Below are 25,341 nucleotides of genomic sequence, written 5' to 3' on the forward strand. Positions count from 1 at the left end.
TCATTTTGCGTTTTAATCTAAATCCTCGCCGTTTGTTGTGATGACTTTTTTATACCAATTGAAGGAGTCTTTTTTCGAGCGTTTTAATGTGCCGTTACCTTCATCATCTTGATCAACATAAATGAATCCATAACGTTTTGACATTTCGCTTGTCGAAGCGCTAATTAAATCAATTGGGCCCCAACTTGTGTAACCGATTAAATCAACGCCGTCTTTAATGGCTTCTTTCATTTGAACGATATGTTTGCGCAAATAATCAATGCGGTAATCGTCATGAATACTGCCGTCAGCTTCAACGGTATCATAGGCGCCAAGGCCATTTTCAACGATGAAAAGCGGTAAATTGTAACGCGAGTAAAGGTCGTTAAGCGTCCAGCGCAAACCTTTAGGGTCAATTTGCCAGCCCCAGTCGGAAGTCTCCAAATATTCGTTCTTTACACCGCCCATAAAGTTGCCAGCAGTCCGGTCTCCTTCGGGTTTTACGGTCGCAGAAAGGGACATGTAGTAACTAAACGAGATAAAGTCAACTGTATGTTCTTTCAAAATCTCGTCGTCTCCTACTTCCTTTTTAATCAAAATATTGTTCTCTTTAAAGAAACGATTCATGAAAGTCGGATAAGTTCCGCGAGCGTGCACGTCTGTAAAGAAAAGGTTCATTTGATTTTCGTACTGCGCTTTTAGAACGTCATCTGGATTATTAGTTGCCGGATACGTCGCCATGCGCGCAAGCATGCAGCCCACTTGTGAACCAGGAATGATTTCGTGGCAAAGTTTCGTAGCAAGTGCGCTTGCGACAAACTGATGATGCGCCGCCTGATAAGAAAGTTCGAGTGGGTTTTCGGCATCTTCCACTAAAACGCCACCGCCAGTGTAAGGGCTAAGTGAAATAACGTTGATTTCGTTAAAAGTAAGCCAATATTTAACTTTATCTTTATAACGTTTGAAAACGGTTTCGGCATAGTTCGTAAAGAAGCCAATCACACGGCGGTCAGCCCAGCCGTTATATTTCAGCGTCAAATTAAGCGGCGTTTCATAATGCGAAAGAGTCACGAGTGGCTCAATATCATACTTTTTCAGCTCATCAAATACCGCATCATAAAAAGCAAGCCCTTTTTCATTTGGCACCGCATCGTCACCATTTGGGAAAATTCGCGCCCAGTTCAGCGATAAACGGAAAGTCTTAAAGCCCATTTCCGCAAATAACGCAATATCTTCTTTATAATGATGGTAAAAATCGACTCCGTCGCGTTTTGGGAAGCGGGCATGCGTTTCGCCTGCTAAAATGGCATCAATTTCCTTTTTTGTCACATCTAATGAAAAATCATTGCCACGTTCTGATTTCGGTACAAATTTGACCATATCCGCAGTAGACAAGCCTTTGCCATCTAAATTGTATGCCCCTTCAACTTGGTTTGCAGCCGTTGCGCCGCCCCACAAAAAGTTTTTCGGAAAACCATTTTTTATTTCCGTCATATTTGTCGCTCCTTCAATCATTAATTTGTTTACATTTTTATCATACTTTCTGTAATGCATTACATGTCAAGCATGAAATTTGATTCGTCATGTTTAGCAATTTCAAGCCTAAAACGGGATTACAATTGCTAAAAAAGCAATTCTTCGTTAAAATTTAGGAAAGAAGTGAACGGAGGAGCAAAATTGAGTAGCAGAGATTTAATTATTAAGTCTGCCATCGAAGTAATTTCAGAAGCAGGTATTCAAAATTACAGTTTAGCCAAAGTCGCTAAAAACGCTGGTATAACAAAGGCCGCCATCTTTTATTACTTCAAAAATAAAGAGGAACTTACAAAATCACTCATCGCACATACAATTGATGCCTACAACAAAATACTCACAGAGGAATACGAAAAGCGCAAAAACGCGTCTAAATATCCTTTTACAGAAGCTTATATTGCAGGAAATCTGCGTCAATTAGAAGACGATGATTTAATCGGTCTACACGCAGCACTCCTAGCGTCTGTCATCACTCTAGACGTCGATAATGAAGACTGGAACGCCGTTTATGATGCCGATCACGAACGCCTCATTCCTGAAATCGGCCCAGAAAACGCCAATTTTGTTCGCTACACCATTGATGGTATGTGGCACACGCATATTTTAGGCATTAAACAAGCCGACACGCAAAAAGTCGCAAAAACGCTCCTTAAATTCGTAAGCAAGTCGTAAAACTTGCTTTTTATTAAGTTTAGTACTAAACTAAAAATAAAAGGAGGCGATTTGAGATGGTAAAAACTGACGACCGACTAGGCGTTGTCCTTTGGTTTCGCTTAAGTCGTTTTTATAATCGCAATATGAAGCTCACCAATCAAAATTTTAAAGAAGCAGGCCTTTCAACGGCCATGTTCGACTGCATTGCTCAAATCGGTCCAGAAGGCAAGATAACACAACAAGAGCTTGGCAAAAAACTCGTTGTGACGAAAGGAAATATTACACAGTTACTCGTAAAACTCGAAACACAAAATTATGTGCAACGCGAAAAAGTCGGGCGTGAAAAATTCATCATGCTAACGAAAAAAGGTGTCGCCTGCTACAATGAACTGGTGCCAAAGCAAGAAGCTTTTCAACAAAATCAGTTCAGCAAATTAACGCGCGAAGAACAAAAACAGCTACTTGATTTACTGAAAAAATTAAATTAGGGGGCAAAAAACATGGAATTATTAGGCTTACATCATATTTCCATTTTCACTGAAAACGCAAGGCGAAATTTTGATTTTTATACAAAAGTATTAGGAATGCGCCTTGTAAAGAAAACCGTCAACCAAGACGATCCTTATACGTATCATTTATACTATGCGGACGAGATTGGCAACCCCGGCACAACAGTCACTTTTTTTGAAGTCCCTAACATGGCTAAAAATCGACTAGGCCGCAATCAAATTTCCGCGATGAGTTTGCGCGTCCCAAATGATGCCGCACTTGAATACTGGCATAAACGACTTGACGAGTTTCAAATTTTTCATAGCACCGGCGAGGCGCAATTTGGGCGGCGGATTATTCGGCTGAAGGACGTAGACGGCCTGACAATCCATTTAGTTTCTGATGAGGGGAATTCAGGCACACCAGCAGGTCATCCGTGGAAAGATGGGCCGGTTCCAATCGAATACGCCATTTCTGGTCTTGGTCCCGTGCGCATTTCGGTTTTAAAGAAAGAAAAAACCGACGCGGTGCTAACTAAACTCCTTGGCTTTAAACATGCAGGAGCTTATGAAGAAAATGAAAAATTGCTTACTGTCTATCAAACGGGAGCTGGCGGCACTGGAGCTGAGGTTCATCTTGAGGCTAGACCCGATTTAGAACAACACAATTTAGGTGCCGGCGGAGTACATCATCTAGCTTTTCGCGTGAAAGACGATGCCGAAATGCTCGCCTGGGTGGAACGAATTGCTGATTCCGGTTATCCAAACTCCGGCTTTATTGACCGCTTTTATTTCCACTCGCTTTACTTCCGCGAATCAAACGGCATCCTTTTTGAACTGGCAACAGACGGCCCAGGCTTCAACACGAATTTCGAAGTGGAACACGGAACTTATGTGGAACTCCCACCAAAATTCGAAAGCCGTCGCGAAGAAATTGAAGCACACTTAACACCACTTGATACTGATAAATAAAAGAAGCTGGATTCATTCAGCTTCTTTTTTTAGTTAAACATCATTCTCCTGAAAGAACGCTTGGTTTTTTGCAAGATATGTTTTGTTTTCGTCGTAATCCATTTGATAAAGCGCTGCGAAGAATACATTTAAGACGTAGTCAAAGGCGATTTGTGAAGCGAAAGTAGAAATTTTGAGCGCCGTTTTATCCTCCGATTTCGGAATCGAAATGCAAATATCCGCGAGTCTACTAAGTTCGCTCGTAGTATGTGAGGTAAGCAAAATGATGGGCACAGCGCGTTCTTTTAAAAATTTCGCCGCCGCAAGATCAAGTTTTGATTTCGCGTCATAACTTACAAAAACCGCGCAATCGCGTTCCGTCATATTTGCCGTATGAACCGCCCATTCCGCGCGCTTCGTAGCCAAAAACGTATAGCGGTTAATTTTCCACAGCTTATTTTGAAAACTCTCCGCCCGAATTTGCGAATCGCCCACCGCAAATAAAAAAATTCGCTCTGCCCCGTGTAGCCGCCGCGCTGCCTTGGCAAGTTTCGCCTCATCAAGCAAGTGAAAACTTTCCGAAACAGTCTGCTGCGTGAGCTCCATAATCTCGCGACTAATCGTGGAAAGCGAGTCCCCCTCCTTAAACGGCGTGTTCGGGTCAACATCAGCAGGCGAAAACTCGCGACCTTGAATTTCCTTCACAAGCGCAATTTTAAATTCTTTAAACCCCGAAAGACCTAATTTTCGAGTAAAACGGATGATGGTGGCATGCGATGAAAACGTCCTTTTCGCCAGCTCTTGAATCGTCAGAAGTTCCATTTTATCGGTGTTTTTAAGAATAAATGTTGCAATTGTTTTTTCAGTCGCCGTAAAATTCGCCATGTTTTTCATATTCGTTAAAATCATAAAAAAGCTCCTTTCATGAACTTTTTGTGCAAAAAATAAGTTTTCCGCAATACATTTAGAACCATTTTTCCTAAATGAACTGGCGCAAACATAATTGGTAGCCTTTTTCGCCAAATACTTATAAGATAAAAGTATCAAAGTGAAACGAGGAGGATTTAGTATGCTTACAATTGGATATATCGGGAACGGAAAAAGCACCAACCGATACCATCTACCATTCGTATTAGAGCGAAATAACATTCGTGTTAAAACCATTTACCGGAGAAATCCAAGTCATGATGCTTGGAAAAAATTTGATCATATTCATTATACAACGAATTTGGAAGAATTACTGTCTGATTCGGAAATTCAAATGATTGTGGTAGCCACAACGCAGGAGTCCCACTTTGAATTTGCGAAGCAAGTTTTGGAAGCTCAGAAACATGTTTTAGTCGAAAAGCCGTTTATGATGACGTCCGAAGAGGCCGAAGAAATTTTTCAACTAGCGAAGGCGAAAGGTCTAATTGCGCAGTGTTACCAAAATCGTCGTTTTGATTCCGACTTTTTAACGGTGCAGCGCGTCATTGAAAGTGGGAAACTGGGCGACTTGTTGGAAGTGGAAATGCATTATGACTATTTTAGACCAGAAGTGCCCGAGTCGACGCACAAGTTTGAGTTTTATAACAGCTACCTATACGGCCACGGTTGCCACACCATCGACCAAGTGCTATCTTATTTTGGAAAACCGGACAAAATCCATTATGACGTCCGGCAATTGCTCGGCGAAAACCGGATGAATGACTATTTTGATCTAGATTTTTACTACAACATCTTAAAAGTCTCCGTCAAATCGAGCTATTTCCGTTTGAAAGGGCGTCCTAGCTTTGTTGTTTACGGCAAAAAAGGTTCTTTTGTGAAGGAAACGAAAGACCGTCAAGAAGAGCATTTAAAACTGTTCTACATGCCTGAAAATCCAGATTTTGGCATTGATTTACCCGAACATTACGGAACGCTGACTTATATAGACGAAAGCGGCGATTACCACGAGGAAAAAGTAATTTCGGAAGTGGGCGATTATGGTCGCGTGTATGATGGGCTTTATGAAGCCATTGCGAACGGGAAGCCGAAACAAGTGAAGGACGAGGAAACGTTACTACAAATGCAAATTTTAGAAAAAGGAATAGAGGAGTGTAAATAACATGAAATTAGGCATTGTTGGATCAGGAATGATTGTTCATGACTTGCTACCTGTTTTTGCAGAACTTCCTAAGATTACGCTTGCGGCGATTTTCGGGCGGGAGAAAAGTCGTGCGAAGCTTGAAGGTTTGCAAAAAGAGTATGGCATTGACAAGGTGCATACGGATTTTGAAGCATTTCTAACGGATGATTCAATCGATACGGTTTATGTGGCGCTGCCCAATCATTTGCATTTTTCGTATGCGAAAATGGCGCTCACCCATGGCAAACACGTCATTTGTGAAAAGCCCTTCACATCGAACGCCAAAGAGCTACAAATTCTTGTTGATTTAGCCAAAGAAAAAGGTCTCTTCTTAATCGAAGCGATTACCAATCAATACATGAAGAATTTTTTGGAAATAAAAAAACGGGTGAGTAGCCTTGGCGAAATGAAAATTGTGGAAGCGAACTATTCACAGTACTCCTCGCGTTATGATGCTTTCAAAGAAGGAAACATTTTACCAGCGTTTAATCGAGAAATGTCTGGCGGAGCCTTGATGGACTTGAACATTTACAATGTCCATTTTGTTGTTGGCTTGTTCGGTGCACCAAAAGATGTCCATTATTACGCAAACATGGCGAAAGGGATTGATACGTCTGGCGTTCTAGTGATGGATTACGGTAATTTTAAGGCGGTTTGCATTGGCTCAAAAGATAGTAAGGCACCAATTTCAGCGAATGTTCAAGGCGACGCGGGAACGATTCATGTGAACGGCTCGGTAAGTGTTTGCGATTCTTTTGAATTTTTGCCAAACAGCGGCGAAGATGAGCATATTGACGTGAAGGATAGCGAACATCGCATGTACGACGAATTCGCAGCGTTCCAGCGTATCATTGATGAAAAAGATGCGGACGAAATGCTCCGCAAGCTTGCGCACAGCCAAATTGTGATGGACGTTGTGACGAAGGCGAAAGCTTCAGCGGGTCTGGTATTTACAGCAGATGAGGTGTAATAAAAAGCAGTTTCCTATTATTCAGGAAACTGCTTTTTTTATGAATCTAAGAAGCGCTTTATAACTAAATAGCCAGCACCGTACAAGATAGCTTCCTCGCCTAGGTGGGAGGCTTTTATTTTGATGTTTTTTGATGTGAATGAAGTGAGTTTGGCTTCGATTTGGTTGGTGAAATCGGGTATAAGCCGCGAAATTTCACTGTTTATAAAAACAACTTCTGGGTTGTAGAGCGCCGTCACGTTTTGGATGCCAATTGCTAAGTAGTGAATCATATTTTGTACGACGCGCACGGCCGTTGCATCTTTTTCCAAAAAAGCGCGGCATAAATCTACGACGAGTGCGTTTTCGTGTCCAGATAGTTCTTTATATGTGTCCAAAGTGTTTTTTTCGGAAGCGTAGCACTCCAAGCAGCCATTTGCGCCGCACGGGCATGGGCGGCCGTTTTCAGTCACAATAGTCATATGTCCGATTTCGCCAGCATAGCCGTTTATGCCGGTATAAAGTTGATTGTCCAAAATAACGCCGCTTCCCACGCCAGAATGAATGCTAATACTCACAAGGTTTGCGTAATTTTCTTCTCTTGTATGGTCAGAAACTGCTAATAGATTCGCTTCATTTTCCACGTACACCGGGCAGGCAAATTGTTCGCCGAGTGTATTTTTGAAATCCAGAAAAGCCAAATCATATGCTGGTGTAAATTGAATTTGGTTGTCTAGTACAATTCCGTGAATCGCGATTAAAATTCCTACAACCCCAAATGGCGCTTTTGGCAAGCTGGAAAGAAATACATCAAGTTTTTCAGAAAGTTCCTGAATAATCGTGTCCCGCTTGATGGTCTTAAAAGGAAACAACTCCCGCTTATAGGCAGTGCCGTCTAAACGCTGCACCATCACGTCAATGTAGTTGTAGCCGATGTCAACGCTGACGGAAAAACCCGCTTTTGCATTAAGTTCAAGCATGATGGGCTTTCGGCCGCCTTGATTTGTACTTTCGCCAATGCCAACTTCATTAATAAGTTTTTGTGCCATCAATTTTTTTACGATATCAGAAATGGTTGCTTTATTTAAACCGATAGTCTCCGCAAGTTCGGCACGCGAAAGCGGCCCTTTTTGCGCAATTTTATTTAAGACGATTCGTTCGTTTGATTCTCTAATTCCTGCACGACTAGTAAACATTCGTTTCCCCCGCTTTCTCTTCTTATTTTAGCAAAAAGGCTTGACAAAAGAAACCGTATTCCTTTATATTATTGTTAGTTAGTTTATTATGCTAACAAACTTAAACTTTTGCAAACGTTTGATGAATGGGAGGAAAAGTCATGAAATTTACAGATGGGATTTGGCTCGTCAAAGAAGGCTACACAATTCACACGCCAAAAGAAATTTTTGATTACAAAATGAAAGCGGATTCAATTGAAGTTTATGCGCCGTTTAAGAAAATTGAAACTCGTGGCGACACATTGAATTTAGGAATGATGACGGTCGGTTTAGAAACACCAAAAGAAGATATTCTCAAAATCACTTTAAAACATCATGATGGGGGACTAAAAAAAGGTCCGGAATTTCCAGTCAAGAAAAGCAAACGAGAGCTAGAAACAACGGATACGCAAGAAAAAATTGTCGTTCAATCTGGCGCCTTAAAAGCCGAGCTCGATAAAACGAGCTATAAAATTGCGTTTTTCGGAAATGATACGCTCCTTACAACATCTGATATAAACGGACAAGGTTACATTGAAACGGCGGACGGCAATTTTATGCGCGAAAGGCTGAACCTTGCTGTTGGCGAAAACATTTACGGATTAGGCGAGCGGTTTACGAATTTTGTGAAAAATGGGCAGACGGTTGATATTTGGAATAAAGACGGCGGAACAAGTAGCGACCAGTCCTATAAAAACGTCCCTTTTTTCATAAGTAATAAAGGGTATGGCGTTTTCGTCAATCACCCGGAACACGTATCGTTTGAAATTGGGACAGAGCACGTGTCGAAAAATCAGTTTAGTGTGGCAGGCGAGACGCTTGAGTATTATGTGATTTACGGGCCGACAATGGCCGATATAGTCCAGAAATATACAGATTTGATGGGCAAACCAGCACTGCCGCCAGCATGGTCGTTTGGTTTGTGGCTCAGCACATCGTTTTGCACAGATTACGACGAGGAAACGGTCAATCGCTTCATAGATGGCATGAAAGAACGCGATATTCCACTTGAAGTGTTTCACTTTGATTGCTTCTGGATGAAAGACTTTGAATGGTGCAATTTCGAATGGGATAAGCGAGTGTTTCCGAATCCAGAAGCGATGTTAAAACGTTTGAAGGAAAAAGGGTTGAAAATTTGCGTCTGGATAAATCCTTATATTGCGCAAAAATCGGCTTTATTTGCGGAAGGGAAAGCGAACGACTATTTCATTAAACGTAAAGATGGTTCTGTTTGGCAGTGGGATTTATGGCAGGGTGGCCAGGCGGTGGTCGATTTTACGAACCCGGAAGCGAAAGCGTGGTACTTGTCGAAACTAGAAGCGCTCATGGATATGGGTGTGGACGCGTTTAAAACGGATTTTGGTGAGCGAATTCCAACTGACGTTACATACTTTGATGGATCTGATCCTGAAAAAATGCACAATTATTATGCGTATCAATATAACGAGGCGGTGTATGAGCTCTTAGAACGCAAGAAACCAGGCGAGGCTGTTGTGTTTGCAAGGTCAGCTACAGCGGGTAGTCAGAAATTTCCCGTTCATTGGGGCGGTGACTGCTTATCGACGTATGAATCCATGGCGGAATCGCTTCGAGGCGGCTTGTCCTTCATGCTATCTGGTTTTAGCTTCTGGAGTCATGATATCGGCGGCTTTGAAGAAGGCGCGACGCCAGATATTTACAAACGCTGGACGCAATTTGGACTTTTATCTTCTCATAGTCGCTATCACGGCAATGTCGAATACCGCGTTCCGTGGGTGTTTGATGATGAGGCGACGGAAGTAACGCGCAAATTTACGAAGCTAAAACTGCGTTTAATGCCGTACTTGTTCCGTCATGCGGTGTTGGCACATCAAACGGGCATTCCAATGATGCGCCCGATGGTGATGAGTTTTCCGAAGGATTTGACGGCGCAAACGTTGGATCGGCAATATATGCTCGGTGACGCGCTCTTAGTGGCCCCGATTTTCAATTCTGCGGGTAGAGGTGAATTTTACTTGCCACAAGGGAAATGGACGAACATTTTAACCGAAAAAACATATGAAGGCGAAAAGTGGTACAGCGAAACGCATGATTATATGTCGTTTCCACTGCTTGCGAGAGAAAACAGTGTGATTGTGATGGGCAGAGAAGGTGAGCGCGCCGAGTACGATTACGTGGCGAACCCAGAAATCCACGTATACGGTTTTGACGGGGCGGACGTTTCTGTCACAGAGCCGATTTTTTCTAAAGCGGGTGAAGAAGTGGCGCGTGTCACGGTGAATAAACAAGCAGATGTTGTTTCTGTTGATGTAGAAAACATCGCACATTATTCTGTTGTTTGGCATAAGCCCGGTTCGGGTGATGTACTGCGTTTTGAGGGAGCAAAAAATCTTCGTCTGAAGTAAAAAAATTAAAAAAGTGAGGGTAACGAAATGGAAGCAACTGAACGTATAAAAGAGGCAGCACCTCTGAAAGCAATGGTTCCATGGAAAGAAAGAATTAGTTATGGCTTAAGCGACACAGCATGTAATTTAGCATTTCAAGTTATCGGAACGTATTTAATGTTTTTCTATACGGATGTTTATGGCATTAGTGCGGCGGCAGTGGGAACGCTGTTTTTAGTCGCACGTGTCATTGACGCGTTTGACGGACCAATCATTGGGATTTTTATTGACCGAACACATACAAAATGGGGGAAAAGCAGGCCGTTTTTTTTATGGTTCTCCATTCCGTTTGGCTTGATGTGTGTGCTCACATTTACAACGCCAGACTTATCGGACGGCGGAAAAATTGTTTGGGCATATGTGACGTACATTTTAGTCGGCATTTTTTATTCATGTGTGAATTTGCCAATTACATCGATTTTGCCAAGTTTGACGAACAACCCGAAAGAGCGGACAGTGCTCGGAACTATTCGCCAATTTGGTGGCACGCTCGGGCAAATTATCGTAACCGTTTTCACCTTGCCAATTGTGGCGCTACTCGGTTCTGGCGACCAGCAAAAAGGCTTTTTCCTAACGATTTTGCTCTTTTCAATCGTCGCTGTTGTTTTACTTTTAAATACTTTCGTCAACACAAAAGAGCGCGTCACTAACGTTCAAAAAGTGGTGCGCGTCAAGGATAGCGTCAAAGCAATGAAGCGTAACTGGCCGTGGATGATTATGATTCTAATGAACTTCATTTACTGGATGGCGATGACGATGAAAAATCAAACGACGGTGTATTTCTTTAAATACAATCTCGGTCGTGAAGATTTAGTGCCCATCATTATGGCGCTCGCATTTGGATCGCTTCTGACATTATTATTTACACCTGCTGTCGCTGGACGAATTGGTAAGCGAAACACGATGGTGATGGGGCTAGCGCTTGCAATTGTTGGCCAAGTCATCATGGGTGTCGGGGCACACAATTTGAGTATCGCGATTATTATTGTTGGGGTTATCATTAATGCTTTTGGAACTGGTTTTATTTCCGGATTGTTATCCGTTATGCTTGCCGACACAGTTGATTACGGCGAATGGAAGAACGGTGTACGCGCCCAAGGGCTATTGACATCGGCTTCTAGCTTTGGGGCAAAATTTGGTATGGGTATCGGCGGTGCCTTGACGGCTGGAATTTTGGCGATGGGCGGTTATCAGGCGAACCAAGTTCAAACCGACGCATCCCTTCGTGCCATCGAATTTAATTTCGTTTGGATTCCAATTGTTGGCTTTGCCATTGCAGCTATCGCACTATTTTTCTACCGAGCTGACAAACAGGAAAAACAATATTTAGTAGAGTTAGAAGAACGAAATCGCGCGTTTAGAGAAAACGAAAAATAAAGGAGAAAATGATGACTTATTTTAAACAAATCGAAAAAATTAATTATGAAGGTGTAACTTCCGAAAATCCATTTGCATTTAGACATTACAATCCAGAAGAGGTTGTTTTAGGAAAAACGATGAAGGAGCATTTGCGCTTTGCAGTCGCTTACTGGCACACCATGACGCAAGACGGATCTGACCCGTTTGGTGCGGCAACGAATGTTCGCGATGTACACGGGGCAACGGAAATGGAGCTCGCGAGAAATCGGGTAGACATGTTTTTTGAGATTTTGGAGAAGCTAGGCGTGGAGTATTTTTGTTTCCATGATGTGGACATTGCGCCAGAAGGCAACTCCCTTCAAGAATTCATGCGCAATTTAGATGAAATCACGGATTTAATTCAGCAGAAAATGGCGCAGACGGGCATCAAATTGCTATGGAATACGGCAAATTTATTTACGCACCCGCGCTTTTTAAACGGAGCTGCTTCGACGAATAATGCGGACGTATACGCCGTCTCAGCCGCCCAAATTAAAAAAGGCCTCGATATTAGTAAAAAACTAGGCGGCAAAAATTACGTCTTTTGGGGCGGCCGTGAAGGTTATGAATCGCTTTTAAATACGGATATGGGATTTGAACAGGCGAACATGGCGCGGATGTATAAAATGGCGATTCGTTATGCGAAAGAAATCGGTCACGACGTACAATTTTTAATCGAGCCAAAACCAAAAGAACCAACGAAACACCAATACGATTTCGATGCGGCCACAACAATGGCTTTCTTACAAAAATACGGTCTCGAAAATGATTTTAAATTGAATTTAGAGGCGAACCATGCAACGCTTGCTGGCCACACGTTTGAACACGAATTAAATGTGGCGCGCACCTACAACGCGCTCGGATCGATTGATGCGAACCAAGGCGATCTGCTGCTCGGCTGGGATACCGACGAGTTCCCGACAAATGTGTATGACACAACGCTCACGATGTATGAAATCTTGCAAAACGGCGGAATCGCGCCAGGCGGCATTAATTTTGATGCCAAAGTTCGCCGCAGTTCATTTGCGATGGCAGACCTTCTGCTTGCACACATCGCTGGCATGGACACGTACGCACGGGGATTAAAAGCAGCAGCAAAACTTACAGAAGAGCGCTTTTTTGAAAAAATTAAGGAAGAACGATACGCAAGCTTCCGCGAAGGAATTGGCGCACGCATTTTGAAAGGCGAGGAAGACCTAGAAACGCTAACTGAATATGCGCTAGCAAATGAGGAAGTCAAAAACGCGTCAAGCCACATTGAATATGTGAAGTCACGCTTGAACGATTATTTAATTTAAAGGAGAAAAAAATGGGTTATGTGTTAGGTTTAGATTTAGGAACGAGCGCGTTAAAAGCGGTTTTGATGAGTGAAGCGGGCGAGCTCATTGCAGACGCCGCAAGCGATTACCCGCTAATTAGTGAGCGAAGGGGCTACAGCGAGCAAAATCCGGCTGAATGGGTGCGTGCCTTAAAGGTGGTATTTCAAGCGCTTCACGAGGCGGTGCCTGATTTAAAGGCGGAGCTTCTAGGCATTAGTTTTTCGGGGCAAATGCACAGTCTTGTTGTGATGGACAGCGAGATGGAAGTGGTGCGCCCGGCCATTTTGTGGAATGACGTCCGTACAACGGAGGCGTGTAAGTATATTCGGGAGAAGATGCCTGACATTAAATCGATTACGCGAAATGATGTGCTGGAAGGCTTCACGCTCCCTAAATTGGTCTGGCTTGCTCAAAATGAACCGAAAACATGGGATCAGGCGGCGCATTTTTGTTTGCCAAAAGACTATTTGGCCTACATTTTAACGGGCGAACTTTGCACCGATTACTCCGACGCAGCCGGCACACTGCTCCTTGACGTCCAAAAGAAAACCTATTCAGAGGAAATCTTAACCGCGTTTCAAATCCCAAGGCAAACGCTACCAAAACTCGTTTCATCAACGACTTGCATCGGAACGGTCACACCGGAACTCGCGCGGCAACTCGGGATTCAAACGAGCGCGAAAGTATTCATGGGCGGAGCGGACAACGCAGTAGCTGCAATTGGTGCCGGCATCACAAAACCAGGTCTTGCACTGTCGAGCATTGGAACGAGTGGCGTCTTCCTAAGTTTCGAATCGGACATTTTGGAGGCCGACGCGTCACCGTTACATTTTTTTAACCATGTAGAAGAAGGGTCTTTTTATTCAATGGGCGTGACGCTTTCTGCGGGCAATAGTTTGAACTGGTTTAAGCGGGAATTCGCGCCAGACGAAGATTTTGACGCACTTTTTGAAGGGGCTAAGAAAATCCCAGTTGGTGCGGAAGGCTTGCTGTTTACGCCGTATATAAGCGGTGAGCGCACCCCGTACACGGATAGCGAGATTCGCGGTGCTTTTATTGGCATTGACGGCCAGCATACGCGCAGTCACTTCATGCGCGCGGTTATTGAGGGCATTACTTTTTCACTGCGTGATGCTTTTGAGCTGTTAAAACTGGCAGGACGTGATGCGGCGGAAATCGTTGCAGTTGGCGGAGGTGCCAAAAACCCGCTATGGCTTCAAATGCAAGCGGACATTTACAACCGAAATGTGCGAACGCTAACGAGTGAGCAAGGTCCGGGCCTTGGGGCCGCTATGATTGCCGCTACAGGGCTCGGGATTTATCCGGATTTAAATGCATGCGCGGAAACTTTTGTCACGTATCAAGGTCAATTATATACGCCAAATGCGCAAAATGTAGCAAAATATGAAAAAATCTATCTGATTTATCGCGAAATTTACAAGGCGACTAAATCGCTTTCAACAAGTCTAGCCAAGCTTTAAAGCCGAAAATGAGCGAAATTCGTCCTCTTTTAAAAAAATAGATGGAGTGGTACAATAATATCTATTAGTGTTTGAATTATAGGAGGAAATGAATTGGAACAAGGCAAATTGACAATTTATTTTGTAAGACACGGCAAAACAGAATGGAATTTAACTGGACAAATGCAAGGCTGGGGAGACTCCCCGCTCGTATCCGAAGGGAAAAATGGCGCAATTTTAGTCGGCGAGGCACTTCAAGATATTCCTTTTAAAGCAGCTTACGTGAGTCCAAGTAAACGTACACAAGATACAGCCAAATACATTTTAAGTGGAAAAAAAGTCCCGATTCACCTTACCGAAGAGTTTCGTGAGATGAGCTTTGGCTCATGGGAAGGCGTGCGTGTCAGCGAACTAGATGTTCAGTTTAAAGAAGCGCGTGAAGCGATGCTACATAGCCCAGCGACATTTGACGCAAGCGAAAATGGCGGCGAAACTTATTATGAGCTAGAAGAACGCGTTCAAAAAGGCATGCAAAAGCTTATTTCTGAACAAAAAAGCGGTCATATTCTCGTCGTTTCTCACGGCATGACGTTAACGCTCCTGATGTATCTTTTAGGAGGCGGAAAAATGTCAGACCACCGCGCAGAAGGCGAACGAATTTTAAATACAAGTATTAGTAAAGTCGAATATGAGAATGGCCAATTTAATATCGTACAACTTAATGACACCGCGCATTTAGACAAGGCGCGCGTATAATTTAATAAGAAAAGTTAATTTTCATGAAATCCCAGATGGGGAGAAATATCGTAAACTGTGCAAAGAGCAGATGAAATTAAAGCGAATTCTAAAATTGTTTTGTATAAGAAGCTTAATTTCGAGCCAAATGTATTTACGAAATAAAAGCCGCTATCCTAAAACAAGGATAGCGGCTTTTATTTTTGTTTTTTTGAGCACTTTTTTTGTGAATTCGCACACAAGGAGTTTATTTTATGTTATGCTTGTTCACGTGTTCACAAGGTAAGGGTATAAACGTGAAAAAGGGAAAAAACGGAGGTTTAACAATGAAAAAGAAATTATTAGCTACACTTATTTTTATCCTTTCTATCACACTCGTACTAGCAGGGTGCGGGTCCAGTGATAAGTCAAACGAAAAAAGTAAGGCTAGTGAAAAAGAGGAAGCTACGGAAGCAAATTCAGGAGCATCTCAAGCGAGCTATACATCACTAGATAAACTGGAAGACCATTACGACATCATTATCATCGGTGCAGGTGGTGCAGGAATGTCCGCAGCACTTGAAGCAAAAGAAAAAGGCTTAAACCCAGTTATTTTCGAAAAAATGCCAGTTGCAGGAGGAAATACGTCCAAAGCATCGTCTGGTATGAACGCTTCAGAAACTAAATTTCAAAAAGAACAAGGGATTGAAGACAGTAACGACCTCTTTTATGAGGAAACTTTAGCAGGCGGACACGGAACGAATGATAAAGAAATGCTACGCTTCTTTGTAGATAACTCCGCCGACGCAATTGATTGGCTCGATTCAAAAGGAATTACGCTAAATAATATTACCATTACAGGCGGAATGAATGAAAAACGGACGCATCGTCCAGAAGACGGTTCCGCAGTAGGACAATATTTAGTAGATGGCCTGTTAGAAAATGTGAAAAAAGAAGAAATTCCAACGTTTGTCAATGCAAATGTAACGGAAATTACTGAAAAAGATGGCAAAGTAAACGGCGTGAAAGTCGTGTTCAATGATAAGACGAAGAAAAATATCACAGCAGACGCAGTTGTTGTTACTACCGGTGGATACGGTGCTAATGCTGAATTGATTGAAAAAGTTCGTCCAGATTTAAAAGGTTATGTTACAACGAACCAAGAAGGTAGTACTGGCGATGGTATCAAGATGATTGAGAAACTTGGCGGTACAACGGTTGATATGGATCAAATTCAAGTTCACCCAACGGTTCAACAAGAAAAATCGTATTTAATTGGGGAAGCAGTTCGTGGTGAAGGTGCCATTTTAGTTAATAGCGACGGCAAGCGTTTCACAAATGAACTAGACACACGAGATAAAGTGACTGCTGCTATTAATAAATTGCCAGAAAGAACGGCTTATTTAGTTTTTGATGCAGGCGTAACAGAACGTGTGAAGGCAATTAAGCAATATGAAGAAATGGGCTTTGTGAAAAAGGCGGATACGATTGAGGCTTTAGCTAAAGAAATTGATGTTCCAGCTACTGACTTGGAAGCAACATTAAATACATGGAACCAAAGTGTAGCTAGTAAAAAAGATGCTGAATTTGGTCGTACGACAGGTATGGATAATGATTTATCCAAAGCGCCATATTATGCGATTAAAATCGGTCCAGGCGTCCACTACACAATGGGCGGTGTGAAAATTAATACGAATACGGAAGTGCTAAATAAAGAGGGGCAACCAATTACCGGGTTATTCGCGGCTGGAGAAGTAGCTGGCGGCTTACACGGAGAAAATCGAATCGGCGGAAACTCGGTGGCGGAAATTATTATTTTCGGTCGCCAAGCCGGAATTAAATCAGCAGAATTTGTGAACGCACAATAAATTGAAATGCCCTTATCAAAAAAGTAGGATGGCCGAAGTGCCATCCTACTTTTTTTGATTGTCGTCATCAACTTTTATTATAATTCTTCACCATTTGTTTCAATCACTTTTTTATACCAGTAGAAGCTATCTTTCGGGATACGCGTCATCGGTGCATCGTCAGACACATCGCGGTCCACATAAACGAAACCATAGCGCTTTTGATAGCCGTTCAACCAGCTAAGCAAGTCCGTAAAGCTCCACGTGCAGTAGCCAAGCATATCCACGCCGTCGCTAATCGCATCACGAATCGCCGTCACATGACTCGCCAAATACTCGATGCGATATTCATCGTGAATTTGCCCGTCTTCCAGCTTATCAAATTCACCTAAACCATTTTCTGTGATTAAAATAGGAAGTTGATAGCGGCTGTTAATGCGGCGCAAGGCAATTTGTAAACCTTTCGGGTCAATAGTCCAGTCCCAATTTGTCGTTTTCACAAATGGATTAACCAGTTTTTTATAAACGCCTGGTACCCCTGTTTCCTTCGAAGTCCCTTTTTTACCCGTCGTATTCATTTCATTGCTCATGCCAACACCGTCAAGCGGGTTGTAAGCAACTGTTGCAGACTGATAATAATTGACGCCCATAAAATCAGGTTTGCCAGCGCGAAGCAATTCCATATCGCCATCTTCAATTGTAGGCGCAATGTCTTGTTCCACTAAATATTTCCATACTGCACTTGGATAGCGACCATATGCGTAAACGTCCATCCAAAAATAACTATTCAATTCTTCCGCATCATCGGCTGCTTGAACGTTTTTTGGATCCGTATCAATCGGATAGTGAGGCGTGTAGGCAAAACTTGGTCCGATTTTACCATCAGGAACAATTTCATGGAAAGCTTGAATCACACTAGCATTCGCCAAGTTTGCAATATGGTTAACAGCATACATCCGTTTTGAATCTGAAACTTTTGGCGGGTGAAGCGCCTGTCCGTAGCCCATTCCAACAAAAATATTTTGCTCGTTTAAAGAAACCCAATATTTAACACGGTCGCCGTAGCGCTTAAATAGCGTAATCGCATAATTAGTAAAATCACGAATGACTTCGCGTGATTCCCAACCGCCGTATTCATCAAATAGCGCTTGCGGAATATCCCAATGATAAATCGTAACAAGCGGTTCAATATCGTATTTTAATAACTCATCAATTAAGTCATCGTAAAATTTCAAGCCAGCTTCGTTTAATTCCCCTTTACCTTGTGGGAAAATACGCGACCAAGCAATCGAAAAGCGGTATGCTCTTAGTCCAGCGTCCGCCATGAGTTTCACGTCCTCTTTATAGCGATGGTAATGGTCAACCGCTACATCACCATTTGTTCCTTCATAAGTCGTGCCGGGAATTCGTACGTAGTTGTCCCAAACAGAAGGTCCTTTACCATCTGTATCCCATGCACCTTCAATTTGATAAGCAGCAGAAGCTGAACCCCATAAAAAATCTTTCGGAAAACTTGTCCGTTTTTTGTGTTCCATTTAAAATCCTCCTCAAATCATTAATCATAAAACACATTACTTCTTTATTTTAAAGTATAATCTTTTCAATTGGAAGTGAAAGAGTATGCTAGGAAAATAGCAAACACCTCTATAACCTTCAGGCTAAGGGGTGATCAGTAAGGCAAATTTAATTTGGATATATCTCTAATGTTGTTACATCCAGGCTCTTATCAGTAGAGAATTTATAAGTTGCATGATCTACTGTCACTTTCGTAGTACTGTGTTTCTTATGACTAGCGTCGAAAGTATCTAAAACTTTATCTAGCTTATCTTCTGAGCCAACCGCACGCATGACCGCTTCAATGGCATTTTGGAAATTGTCATAATCGTAAATACCCATGTCAAGCTCGGTACTGGGCGCATAAACGAGAGAAATAGCCATTACGTTGTTCCCGTCACAGGCAATATTAAATCCAGTCGTCACTTTTGTATCCGCTTGCGGGGCACCAGGTAGCGGAAGTGTAAACTGGTCTTTCAGCACCTCATAATCAACCAATGTTTTTTGTTTCGGAATTGTAAATGAATTTGTTGCTTCTTCGCCCTCTTTTTTTGCAATGATTTCATACGACGCTTTAGAGGTTGTCCGTGGAACATGGATAGCAAACCTGCCGTCTTCTGCAATTGCCTTTTCTTCATTACGAGCCGCATCTGTAAACGTTATCTCAGCGCCTACATCAGTTGTTCCATAATAGGTTAAATCATAGCCATTTTCAGGTGTTTGATTAATTTCGAGAGGAAGCTCCCCACATCCTCCCAAAAGACTTGTTGCTAGCAAAGCTGTAAATAAAATTTTTCTACGATGTTTCATCTAACGACCCCTTCTACTGTTGTATTTATATAATCGCATGCTACGTTTATACCCATTTTTCTTTTTATTTTTTTACAAAAGTTAGACGTCCTAGTTCTTTTTGATATTCTCAATAAAGCCCAGAATTTCTTGCATTTCAAGCTCTGTGACATCGTCCTCCAAATGAGCCGCGATGGTCGAGGAATCTAGAACTTTCATTTGTCTTTGTGCTGCCAGTTGTTCCGCCGCAAAATTGTAAACCAGCCTTTGTCTATCCGGCTCTAGCTCTTCAAAAATTGCGATGAAATCTTCGCTTGTTTCAGTTTCCCACCCCATCAATTTACTCGGAGTCGTTTCTAACATATCAGCAATCGCCTTGAGCATGCCAACAGGCAGTTTTTCAATCTCACCGTTTTCATATCTAAAAATAGTCGACCTGGAAACCGCTAACTTTTTAGCAATTTCATCTGCGCTAATCTTTAATTGTTTGCGTCTTGTTTTTATTCGCTCACCAACATGCATTGAAAGCCCCTCTTTCCAGAGATTTATAGAAAGTATATCTTATCTCACCAAGTTTTACAATGGATAGTCGCATTTTTGCGATACTTTTTTTGTGAGAAAATCAACAATCGCGTATAATGAAGGAAGTTGCAAAAATGCGACTTTTTAAAAGGCTGCTATCAAAACGGAGGTGTTGAAAGTGGAAGTGATGAAAGAGAAGGTCGTGCAATTAGAAAATGAATTGGCATACTTGAAAAAGCGTGTCAAACATATCGAGGAGCAAAGCCATGCGAGAGAACTAAATGAACAACATGCACTAAATGAAATCAGAAACTCGCTAAAAGCACTAGAAAACGAGCTGAAAAATGCACTTACACAATCTGCTAGCCGCGAAAAACACGCACTTGATAGAGAAGTTTCAGCCAACATACGTGAAGAAAAAGCTTTGCGCTCGTTTTACTGGGCAATTGGTCTTGTTGCTGCACTTTTAATTGCAAGCATTGTCGAAAGCTTTTCATAAAGGAGATGGAAAAAATGAATTTTGGAGAAGAATTACTCGCTTATATGACGTTTTTAACAATTTCAACAACTGCAATTGTTCAAGTTGTCAAAAGCACAAATAAAATTCCGCGGCATTATTTGCCGCTAGTAAGTTTAATGATAGGTATTACGGTTGGAGGCCTGGCAACGTTTATTCCTGGTGCCGGCTCAATTTCCGTTATGTTATGGTCTGGCGGCTTAGCAGGACTAGGCGGTACGGGTTTGTTTGAACAGTTTACGAAACGTGATGGGAATTTGAAGGGGGATGACAGCAAGTGACGTATTACAGCGAGAGAAATTGGGCGAATATCGCAAAATTAGCCAACCAGACGAAAAAAGCGGCGACTTCGCTTTTAAAATGGGCAGAAGGGGAACAAATCGAAGTTTTAATTTACGAAACGATCCGAACTACTGCGCAGCAAAAGAGTCACGTGGCGAGTGGCGCATCACAGACGATGAAGTCTTACCATATTGTTGGGCAGGCATTCGATTTTGTCCCAGCGAAAGGGCAAACGATTCAGTGGGACGGGTACAACCGTGCAGATATGAAGAAGTTTATCGCAAAGGCGAAGACGCTCGGTTTTGAATGGGGTGGAGATTGGCGGGGGCTTGTCGATAAGCCGCATATGCAGTTCAATTACAAAGGTTATGGTTCGGATTCGTTTGAAGCGAGCGCGCCGAAAACAGACGATCTAGGGCTCGTCGCGTATATGAATCTGATTGGGCTTGACTCAAGCTATGGTCATCGTATGGAGCTAGCCGCGAAGTACGGCATTACGGGCTACAGAGGAACGGCTTCGCAAAATATCACTTTATTGTTTAAAATAAAAGTAGCTCACAATACGAAAAATGATGTGAAGAAACATTCCATTTCTGCTACCGTCCAAGATGTTACCCCACTACTTCCAAAACCGCAATTCAAATCACAAACGCCACTTCGGCTTTGGAAAACGGGTACAAAAGTCCAAATTCGGAAGCATTCGCGCTATTGGCACAAGACTTCCGTTCAAGACAAAAACGGGAAATGGGTTACTGGCTACATTTACCACTCGATGGTCACCAATTTGAAGCCCATTAAAGGGACTGATAAATTTGAAGGGAAAATAAAAGCATTCGCGATTTGGTGGGACGACATGAACCTACACGGCGGCGCAATTTTAACCTACAAGCCTGGCACGAAGCTTAGTCATTATCCAGTGGAGAATGGGCTTAAGAGTGCCTACTTCGCGAAACAAAAAAAGGTTTTTTTTACACCGAATTACTTTTTGAAATAGTGTAAAAGTGTGGCTAAAAAAGAATAAATGGTTAATAAATTCGAAATTTAGACATATCATTCACTTTGAAAGTATAGTATAATAATTTGGATAGTTTAAAAAAGGGAGTTGAAAAAATGGGATTTTTAGAAGCTTATAAAGCCTATTGGAAGAATTATGTGAACTTTAGTGGGCGTTCAACACGTTCGGAATACTGGTATACTATCCTATGGAATGCGATTATCATGGCAATCTTTTGGATTTTAATGCTAATCGTTGGTCTTTCTTCTGCAACAGCAGCAGCGGGTACAGCTTATCCGGGGGAAGTTTTTGGAGCAATGTATGCAGGACCAATGCTTTTTGTAGTCGTACTTGTATGGCTCTTTGGAATCGCGAATATTATTCCGGGAATTAGCCTTATGATTCGCAGATTTCATGACATCGGAAAAAGTGGCTGGTTCGTGCTACTTGGTCTTATTCCGTTTGTTGGAAGCATTATTATTCTTGTTTTCATGTGTTTACCTAGCGTTGAAGGTGCTAGCAACACGAAAAATGATGAGTACGGGTTTTAAAAAATAGTTTAAAAAAAGCGCTGTAGTTATTGAAAACTACAACGCTTTTTAATTTAAGCATTCAAAATGAATTTTTCAATGGCCCGCGCGACACCGCTGTTATTGTTGGTTTCTGTAATGAAATCAGCCATATCTTTTAGGCGCGGGATAGCATTGCCCATCGCAACGGCAGTGCCTGCAAATTCAAGCATCGTTGTATCATTTTCATGGTCGCCTATGCACATCACTTCATCTTGTTTGATGCCAAGAAGTTCAGAAAGCTGCTTCACCGCATTTCCTTTACTTGCATTCGGGTTTAAAACTTCTAAATAAAACGGGGCACTGCGAACAAGGTGGTAATGCTCTTCAAGGTCGCTTGGTAGCTTCTTTATTCCCGCTTCGAGAATTTCTGGTTCGTCAATCATCATTGCTTTTGACATTTGGAAATCAGCCGGAATTTTCTCGATTTCAGTGAAAACGAGCTGACTCCCGGTTAAATAAGCTTCTACAATAGTGTATTTTCCAATGTTCCGATTCGCTGTGTAGAGCGTTTTATCATCGAAGAAGTGCATATGTAGTCCAGCATCATCACTTATTTTTGAAAGTGAAACGAGGTCGTCTTTCGTTAACGTTAAGTGCGATACGACTTCTTTCGTAAAGGTATCTTGAACCATGGCGCCGTTAAAGCTAATGACATAATCGCCTTCCTCGCGCAGTTCAAGTTCGCTTAAATATTGTTGCACGCCGACAAGTGGACGGCCTGTACATAAAACAATTTTTGTGCCAGCTACTTTTGCTTTTCGAATCGCTTCTTTCACTTCGGTCGTTACTTCGTGGTGGTCGTTTAAAAGTGTGCCATCAATATCAATTGCTACTAATTTAATCATAAGTTCAGTTCCTCCAATCATACCAATTAAGTATAGCATATTCCTGCTAGCGATTGAAGTTTACTAGGAAATATGGCAAGATGGAAGAAGAAATGTGGAAAAGAGTGTGACAGTATGAAACGTAATTATCATGTAAAATTTTTAAATGAAAAGGATATCGCTTTGGCTGAACATGTATGCGCCAAGTGCGAGGATTACTTTCAAATTGAGCAAGGGCGGAAAGCGAATTCAAGTGATGCACACGCCATTTTAACGGACTTGCCTGATGGGAAAACGAAATTCGACAAGTTTGTCATGGCGATTTTAGATGATCAGGAAGAACCTATCGGCCTGATTGATGTTGTGGCGGATTTTCCAAAGAAGGGCGAATGGATTATCGGGCTGTTACTGCTTGTGCCAGACGCGAGGGAAGCAGGACTTGGACGCGTTTTACATCAAGTCATTCGCGACTGGGCGACAGACGGCGGCGCGAAGTCGCTCCGCATCGGCGTTTTGAATGAGAATGAGGCGGCAAAAGGTTTCTGGGAACATCTCGGCTACCAAAAACAGGAAGAAAAAACAACACAGTTTGGAGAAAAAACGCACGTAGTTAGCGTCTACACACTCCAAATTTAAGAAGGTGAGAAGCGTGTGGGAATGGGTTGAAAAGGAAATAAAACGAATTGAGCACGAACAAAACGTAACCATTTGGTATGCAGTGGAGTCTGGCAGTCGGGCCTGGGGCTTTCCTTCCAAAGATAGCGATTTTGATGTACGGTTTTTATATACACATTCTGAGGATTGGTATGTTTCAGTGGAGGAGCGGCGCGACGTGATTGAGTACCCGATTGATGACTCGCTTGACGTGAGCGGTTGGGATTTGAAGAAGGGCTTGCAACTGCTTCGGAAGTGCAATCCATCTTTACTTGAATGGCTGAATTCGCCAATTGTATATCGTGATAAAGGGAATCTTGCAACTGAACTTCGCAAACTTTGTCGTGAAAATATGGCACTAAAACCGCTAATTTATCATTATTTACATATGGCGGAAGGAAATTTTCGCGAATATTTGCAAGGTGAGCAGGTAAAAATTAAAAAATATTTTTATGTGCTCCGTCCGCTTTTTGCATGTAGCTACATTGAAAAATATGAAGCGGAACCGCCTGTCCTCTTTGATGAAATCATGGCTGAAATTGAAATCCCCGAACCAATTCGCGAAATAACGTCTGAACTTTTAGTACGCAAAAAAGCAGGCGATGAACTCGATTTAGAACCGCGCCTTGATGAACTAAACGCCTATATTAACGAACAAATCGGCCATTTCAAACAATTTGTGCAATCCATTGATTCGCCCGAACCGATTGCCTATGCCAAATTGAATGCCGTTTTTAGGAAGTTTGTGCGGGAATAATGATGAAGAGAGCTGTCCTATAAAGAGGAAAAATAAACAAGCATACAGCCAGTACGAATCTCATTTTCAAAAATGAATTTTACTAGTTGTCCGCTTGTTTTTTTATTTGTGCCCCGAAATTTGATATATATTACTGAAAAATTCACACAATGTCCACAGCTTGCATTTCTTGCATATGCTAAACTAAAAGAAAAAGTAGTAAGTAGGTGAATGCTTTAGTGAAAGATATTCATTATCAGGAAGATGACTTTGAAAAAGCAGGAAAAAGCATTGGCAGCCTTATCGGGAAAGGCGCATGGGGAAAGGGTACAATCGACCATTTAAAGAAAGTTTCCAAGAATTTAGAAGAAGCCGAAGACGACATTGCCCGCTACGACACAGACGGCGTGATTTCCTTTCACCATACAAGCCGAACATCCAAGTATCAGGAGATTTTCGAGGATTTTGACGTCCTTTACCGTTTTTCCGACCAAATCGGGGACATAGTAAGCAACACGATCGACCACCCGTTTTATGAAAAGCTAGATGACTTTGTGGCAGGCATGCGCGACTTAGATGCGACCACGTTCACAACGGAAAACCGAATTGGAGCCACCACGACAACCACACAATTTGAAAACAGCTACACGCAAAAACAAGTAGAGGTCCCAAAAAGTAAAGTGAGCCTCGAGGATTTATTCAGCGGGGACACCTTTTATGCCGACCAAATGAAGCTGCAGTATGATGCATGGAAACAGACGAACAAAGGAGAAGACGTCAGCCATCAAGATTTTCAAGCCGCGATGTTAAATTCCCGAGCCTTCGCCTACACGTCCATTAAAGATGAACAACAGAAGACAG

General features: G+C 42.3%; 24 protein-coding genes and 3 pseudogenes. 20 read left to right on the top strand and 7 right to left on the bottom strand.

Annotated features, from left to right (window positions below; genetic code table 11):
- Nucleotides 1-12 precede the first annotated feature (12 nt).
- Nucleotides 13-1,473, bottom strand: a complete 1,461-nt coding sequence (locus BN1609_RS12995) for a glycoside hydrolase family 1 protein (RefSeq protein ID WP_088816088.1) — start codon at nucleotides 1,471-1,473, stop codon at nucleotides 13-15.
- Between the two features lie 183 nt (nucleotides 1,474-1,656).
- Between BN1609_RS12995 and BN1609_RS13000 the strand changes: the two genes are divergently transcribed.
- The 3 genes from BN1609_RS13000 to BN1609_RS13010 are packed head-to-tail and all read left to right on the top strand — an operon-like array spanning nucleotide 1,657 to nucleotide 3,626.
- Nucleotides 1,657-2,184: a TetR/AcrR family transcriptional regulator gene (locus tag BN1609_RS13000; RefSeq protein WP_088810484.1), complete on the top strand. Its 528-nt coding sequence runs from the start codon at nucleotides 1,657-1,659 to the stop codon at nucleotides 2,182-2,184.
- A gap of 56 nt (nucleotides 2,185-2,240) precedes the next feature.
- Complete coding sequence (locus BN1609_RS13005; RefSeq protein WP_088825813.1) at nucleotides 2,241-2,654, top strand: MarR family winged helix-turn-helix transcriptional regulator; 414 nt, start codon at nucleotides 2,241-2,243, stop codon at nucleotides 2,652-2,654.
- 12 nt (nucleotides 2,655-2,666) lie between these two features.
- Nucleotides 2,667-3,626, top strand: coding sequence for a ring-cleaving dioxygenase (locus BN1609_RS13010; protein ID WP_088816087.1), 960 nt, complete (start codon nucleotides 2,667-2,669; stop codon nucleotides 3,624-3,626).
- 33 nt (nucleotides 3,627-3,659) lie between these two features.
- On the opposite strand, the gene BN1609_RS13015 is transcribed toward BN1609_RS13010, so the two are convergent.
- Nucleotides 3,660-4,514, bottom strand: coding sequence for a MurR/RpiR family transcriptional regulator (locus BN1609_RS13015; protein ID WP_088816086.1), 855 nt, complete (start codon nucleotides 4,512-4,514; stop codon nucleotides 3,660-3,662).
- 160 nt (nucleotides 4,515-4,674) lie between these two features.
- On the opposite strand from BN1609_RS13015, the gene BN1609_RS13020 reads away from it, so the two are divergent.
- Nucleotides 4,675-5,691 carry an oxidoreductase gene (locus tag BN1609_RS13020; protein ID WP_088840946.1) on the top strand — a complete coding sequence of 339 codons (1,017 nt, stop codon included), beginning with the start codon at nucleotides 4,675-4,677 and terminating at the stop codon, nucleotides 5,689-5,691.
- Nucleotide 5,692: 1 nt separating this feature from the next.
- Nucleotides 5,693-6,682 (top strand): Gfo/Idh/MocA family protein, encoded by a 990-nt coding sequence (locus BN1609_RS13025; RefSeq protein ID WP_088816085.1) that lies wholly within the window; start codon nucleotides 5,693-5,695, stop codon nucleotides 6,680-6,682.
- Between the two features lie 38 nt (nucleotides 6,683-6,720).
- Here the strand turns inward: BN1609_RS13025 and BN1609_RS13030 are convergent, their stop codons facing one another.
- Nucleotides 6,721-7,857, bottom strand: a complete 1,137-nt coding sequence (locus BN1609_RS13030; RefSeq protein WP_088840947.1) for an ROK family transcriptional regulator — start codon at nucleotides 7,855-7,857, stop codon at nucleotides 6,721-6,723.
- A gap of 140 nt (nucleotides 7,858-7,997) precedes the next feature.
- Between BN1609_RS13030 and yicI the strand changes: the two genes are divergently transcribed.
- The 6 genes from yicI (at nucleotide 7,998) to BN1609_RS13060 (ending at nucleotide 17,057) form a co-directional block, all read left to right on the top strand.
- Nucleotides 7,998-10,259 (top strand): alpha-xylosidase, encoded by a 2,262-nt coding sequence (gene yicI, locus BN1609_RS13035; RefSeq protein ID WP_088840948.1) that lies wholly within the window; start codon nucleotides 7,998-8,000, stop codon nucleotides 10,257-10,259.
- 27 nt (nucleotides 10,260-10,286) lie between these two features.
- Nucleotides 10,287-11,675, top strand: coding sequence for a glycoside-pentoside-hexuronide (GPH):cation symporter (locus BN1609_RS13040; protein WP_088810476.1), 1,389 nt, complete (start codon nucleotides 10,287-10,289; stop codon nucleotides 11,673-11,675).
- Nucleotides 11,676-11,686: 11 nt separating this feature from the next.
- Entirely contained in the window at nucleotides 11,687-12,994 is a 1,308-nt protein-coding gene (xylA, locus tag BN1609_RS13045) for a xylose isomerase (protein WP_088840949.1), read from the top strand.
- Nucleotides 12,995-13,005: 11 nt separating this feature from the next.
- Entirely contained in the window at nucleotides 13,006-14,496 is a 1,491-nt protein-coding gene (gene xylB / locus BN1609_RS13050; protein ID WP_088816082.1) for a xylulokinase, read from the top strand.
- Nucleotides 14,497-14,589: 93 nt separating this feature from the next.
- Nucleotides 14,590-15,231, top strand: a complete 642-nt coding sequence (locus tag BN1609_RS13055; RefSeq protein ID WP_088816081.1) for a histidine phosphatase family protein — start codon at nucleotides 14,590-14,592, stop codon at nucleotides 15,229-15,231.
- 305 nt (nucleotides 15,232-15,536) lie between these two features.
- Nucleotides 15,537-17,057, top strand: coding sequence for a flavocytochrome c (locus BN1609_RS13060; protein WP_088810497.1), 1,521 nt, complete (start codon nucleotides 15,537-15,539; stop codon nucleotides 17,055-17,057).
- Nucleotides 17,058-17,134: 77 nt separating this feature from the next.
- Here BN1609_RS13060 and BN1609_RS13065 read toward each other — a convergent pair whose 3' ends face one another.
- From BN1609_RS13065 to BN1609_RS13075, 3 genes are all read right to left on the bottom strand, one after another.
- Nucleotides 17,135-18,571 (bottom strand): glycoside hydrolase family 1 protein, encoded by a 1,437-nt coding sequence (locus BN1609_RS13065; protein WP_088816080.1) that lies wholly within the window; start codon nucleotides 18,569-18,571, stop codon nucleotides 17,135-17,137.
- 148 nt (nucleotides 18,572-18,719) lie between these two features.
- Entirely contained in the window at nucleotides 18,720-19,400 is a 681-nt protein-coding gene (locus tag BN1609_RS13070; protein WP_088810471.1) for a hypothetical protein, read from the bottom strand.
- Nucleotides 19,401-19,490: 90 nt separating this feature from the next.
- On the bottom strand, nucleotides 19,491-19,901 hold the full coding sequence (locus tag BN1609_RS13075) for a helix-turn-helix domain-containing protein (RefSeq protein ID WP_088810470.1): 411 nt from the start codon (nucleotides 19,899-19,901) through the stop codon (nucleotides 19,491-19,493).
- A gap of 178 nt (nucleotides 19,902-20,079) precedes the next feature.
- Here BN1609_RS13075 and BN1609_RS13080 point away from each other — a divergent pair, with 178 nt between their 5' ends.
- From BN1609_RS13080 to BN1609_RS13095, 6 genes and pseudogenes are all read left to right on the top strand, one after another.
- Nucleotides 20,080-20,400: a hypothetical protein gene (locus BN1609_RS13080; protein WP_088810469.1), complete on the top strand. Its 321-nt coding sequence runs from the start codon at nucleotides 20,080-20,082 to the stop codon at nucleotides 20,398-20,400.
- Nucleotides 20,401-20,414: 14 nt separating this feature from the next.
- A complete protein-coding gene (locus tag BN1609_RS13085; RefSeq protein ID WP_088816079.1) occupies nucleotides 20,415-20,699 on the top strand; it encodes a holin in 285 nt (94 codons plus the stop codon).
- A pseudogene (locus BN1609_RS14135) lies at nucleotides 20,696-21,250 on the top strand (M15 family metallopeptidase); the annotation flags it as partial. The gene BN1609_RS13085 and the pseudogene BN1609_RS14135, both read left to right, overlap by 4 nt.
- 48 nt (nucleotides 21,251-21,298) lie before the next feature.
- A pseudogene (locus BN1609_RS14200) lies at nucleotides 21,299-21,466 on the top strand (hypothetical protein); the annotation flags it as partial.
- 6 nt (nucleotides 21,467-21,472) lie between these two features.
- Nucleotides 21,473-21,694 carry a hypothetical protein gene (locus BN1609_RS14205; protein ID WP_369821898.1) on the top strand — a complete coding sequence of 74 codons (222 nt, stop codon included), beginning with the start codon at nucleotides 21,473-21,475 and terminating at the stop codon, nucleotides 21,692-21,694.
- A 116-nt stretch (nucleotides 21,695-21,810) separates the two neighbouring features.
- Nucleotides 21,811-22,245: a DUF805 domain-containing protein gene (locus tag BN1609_RS13095; RefSeq protein WP_088810466.1), complete on the top strand. Its 435-nt coding sequence runs from the start codon at nucleotides 21,811-21,813 to the stop codon at nucleotides 22,243-22,245.
- Between the two features lie 53 nt (nucleotides 22,246-22,298).
- On the opposite strand, the gene yidA is transcribed toward BN1609_RS13095, so the two are convergent.
- Nucleotides 22,299-23,111, bottom strand: a complete 813-nt coding sequence (gene yidA, locus BN1609_RS13100) for a sugar-phosphatase (RefSeq protein WP_088816077.1) — start codon at nucleotides 23,109-23,111, stop codon at nucleotides 22,299-22,301.
- 114 nt (nucleotides 23,112-23,225) lie between these two features.
- Between yidA and BN1609_RS13105 the strand changes: the two genes are divergently transcribed.
- From BN1609_RS13105 to BN1609_RS13115, 3 genes and pseudogenes are all read left to right on the top strand, one after another.
- Nucleotides 23,226-23,726, top strand: coding sequence for an N-acetyltransferase (locus tag BN1609_RS13105; protein WP_088810464.1), 501 nt, complete (start codon nucleotides 23,226-23,228; stop codon nucleotides 23,724-23,726).
- 13 nt (nucleotides 23,727-23,739) lie between these two features.
- A complete protein-coding gene (locus BN1609_RS13110) occupies nucleotides 23,740-24,501 on the top strand; it encodes a nucleotidyltransferase domain-containing protein (RefSeq protein ID WP_220387170.1) in 762 nt (253 codons plus the stop codon).
- Between the two features lie 218 nt (nucleotides 24,502-24,719).
- A pseudogene (locus tag BN1609_RS13115) lies at nucleotides 24,720-25,341 on the top strand (hypothetical protein); the annotation flags it as partial.

The sequence above is a fragment of the Listeria sp. ILCC797 genome (assembly GCF_900186185.1).
GTDB classification, from domain to species: domain Bacteria; phylum Bacillota; class Bacilli; order Lactobacillales; family Listeriaceae; genus Listeria; species Listeria goaensis.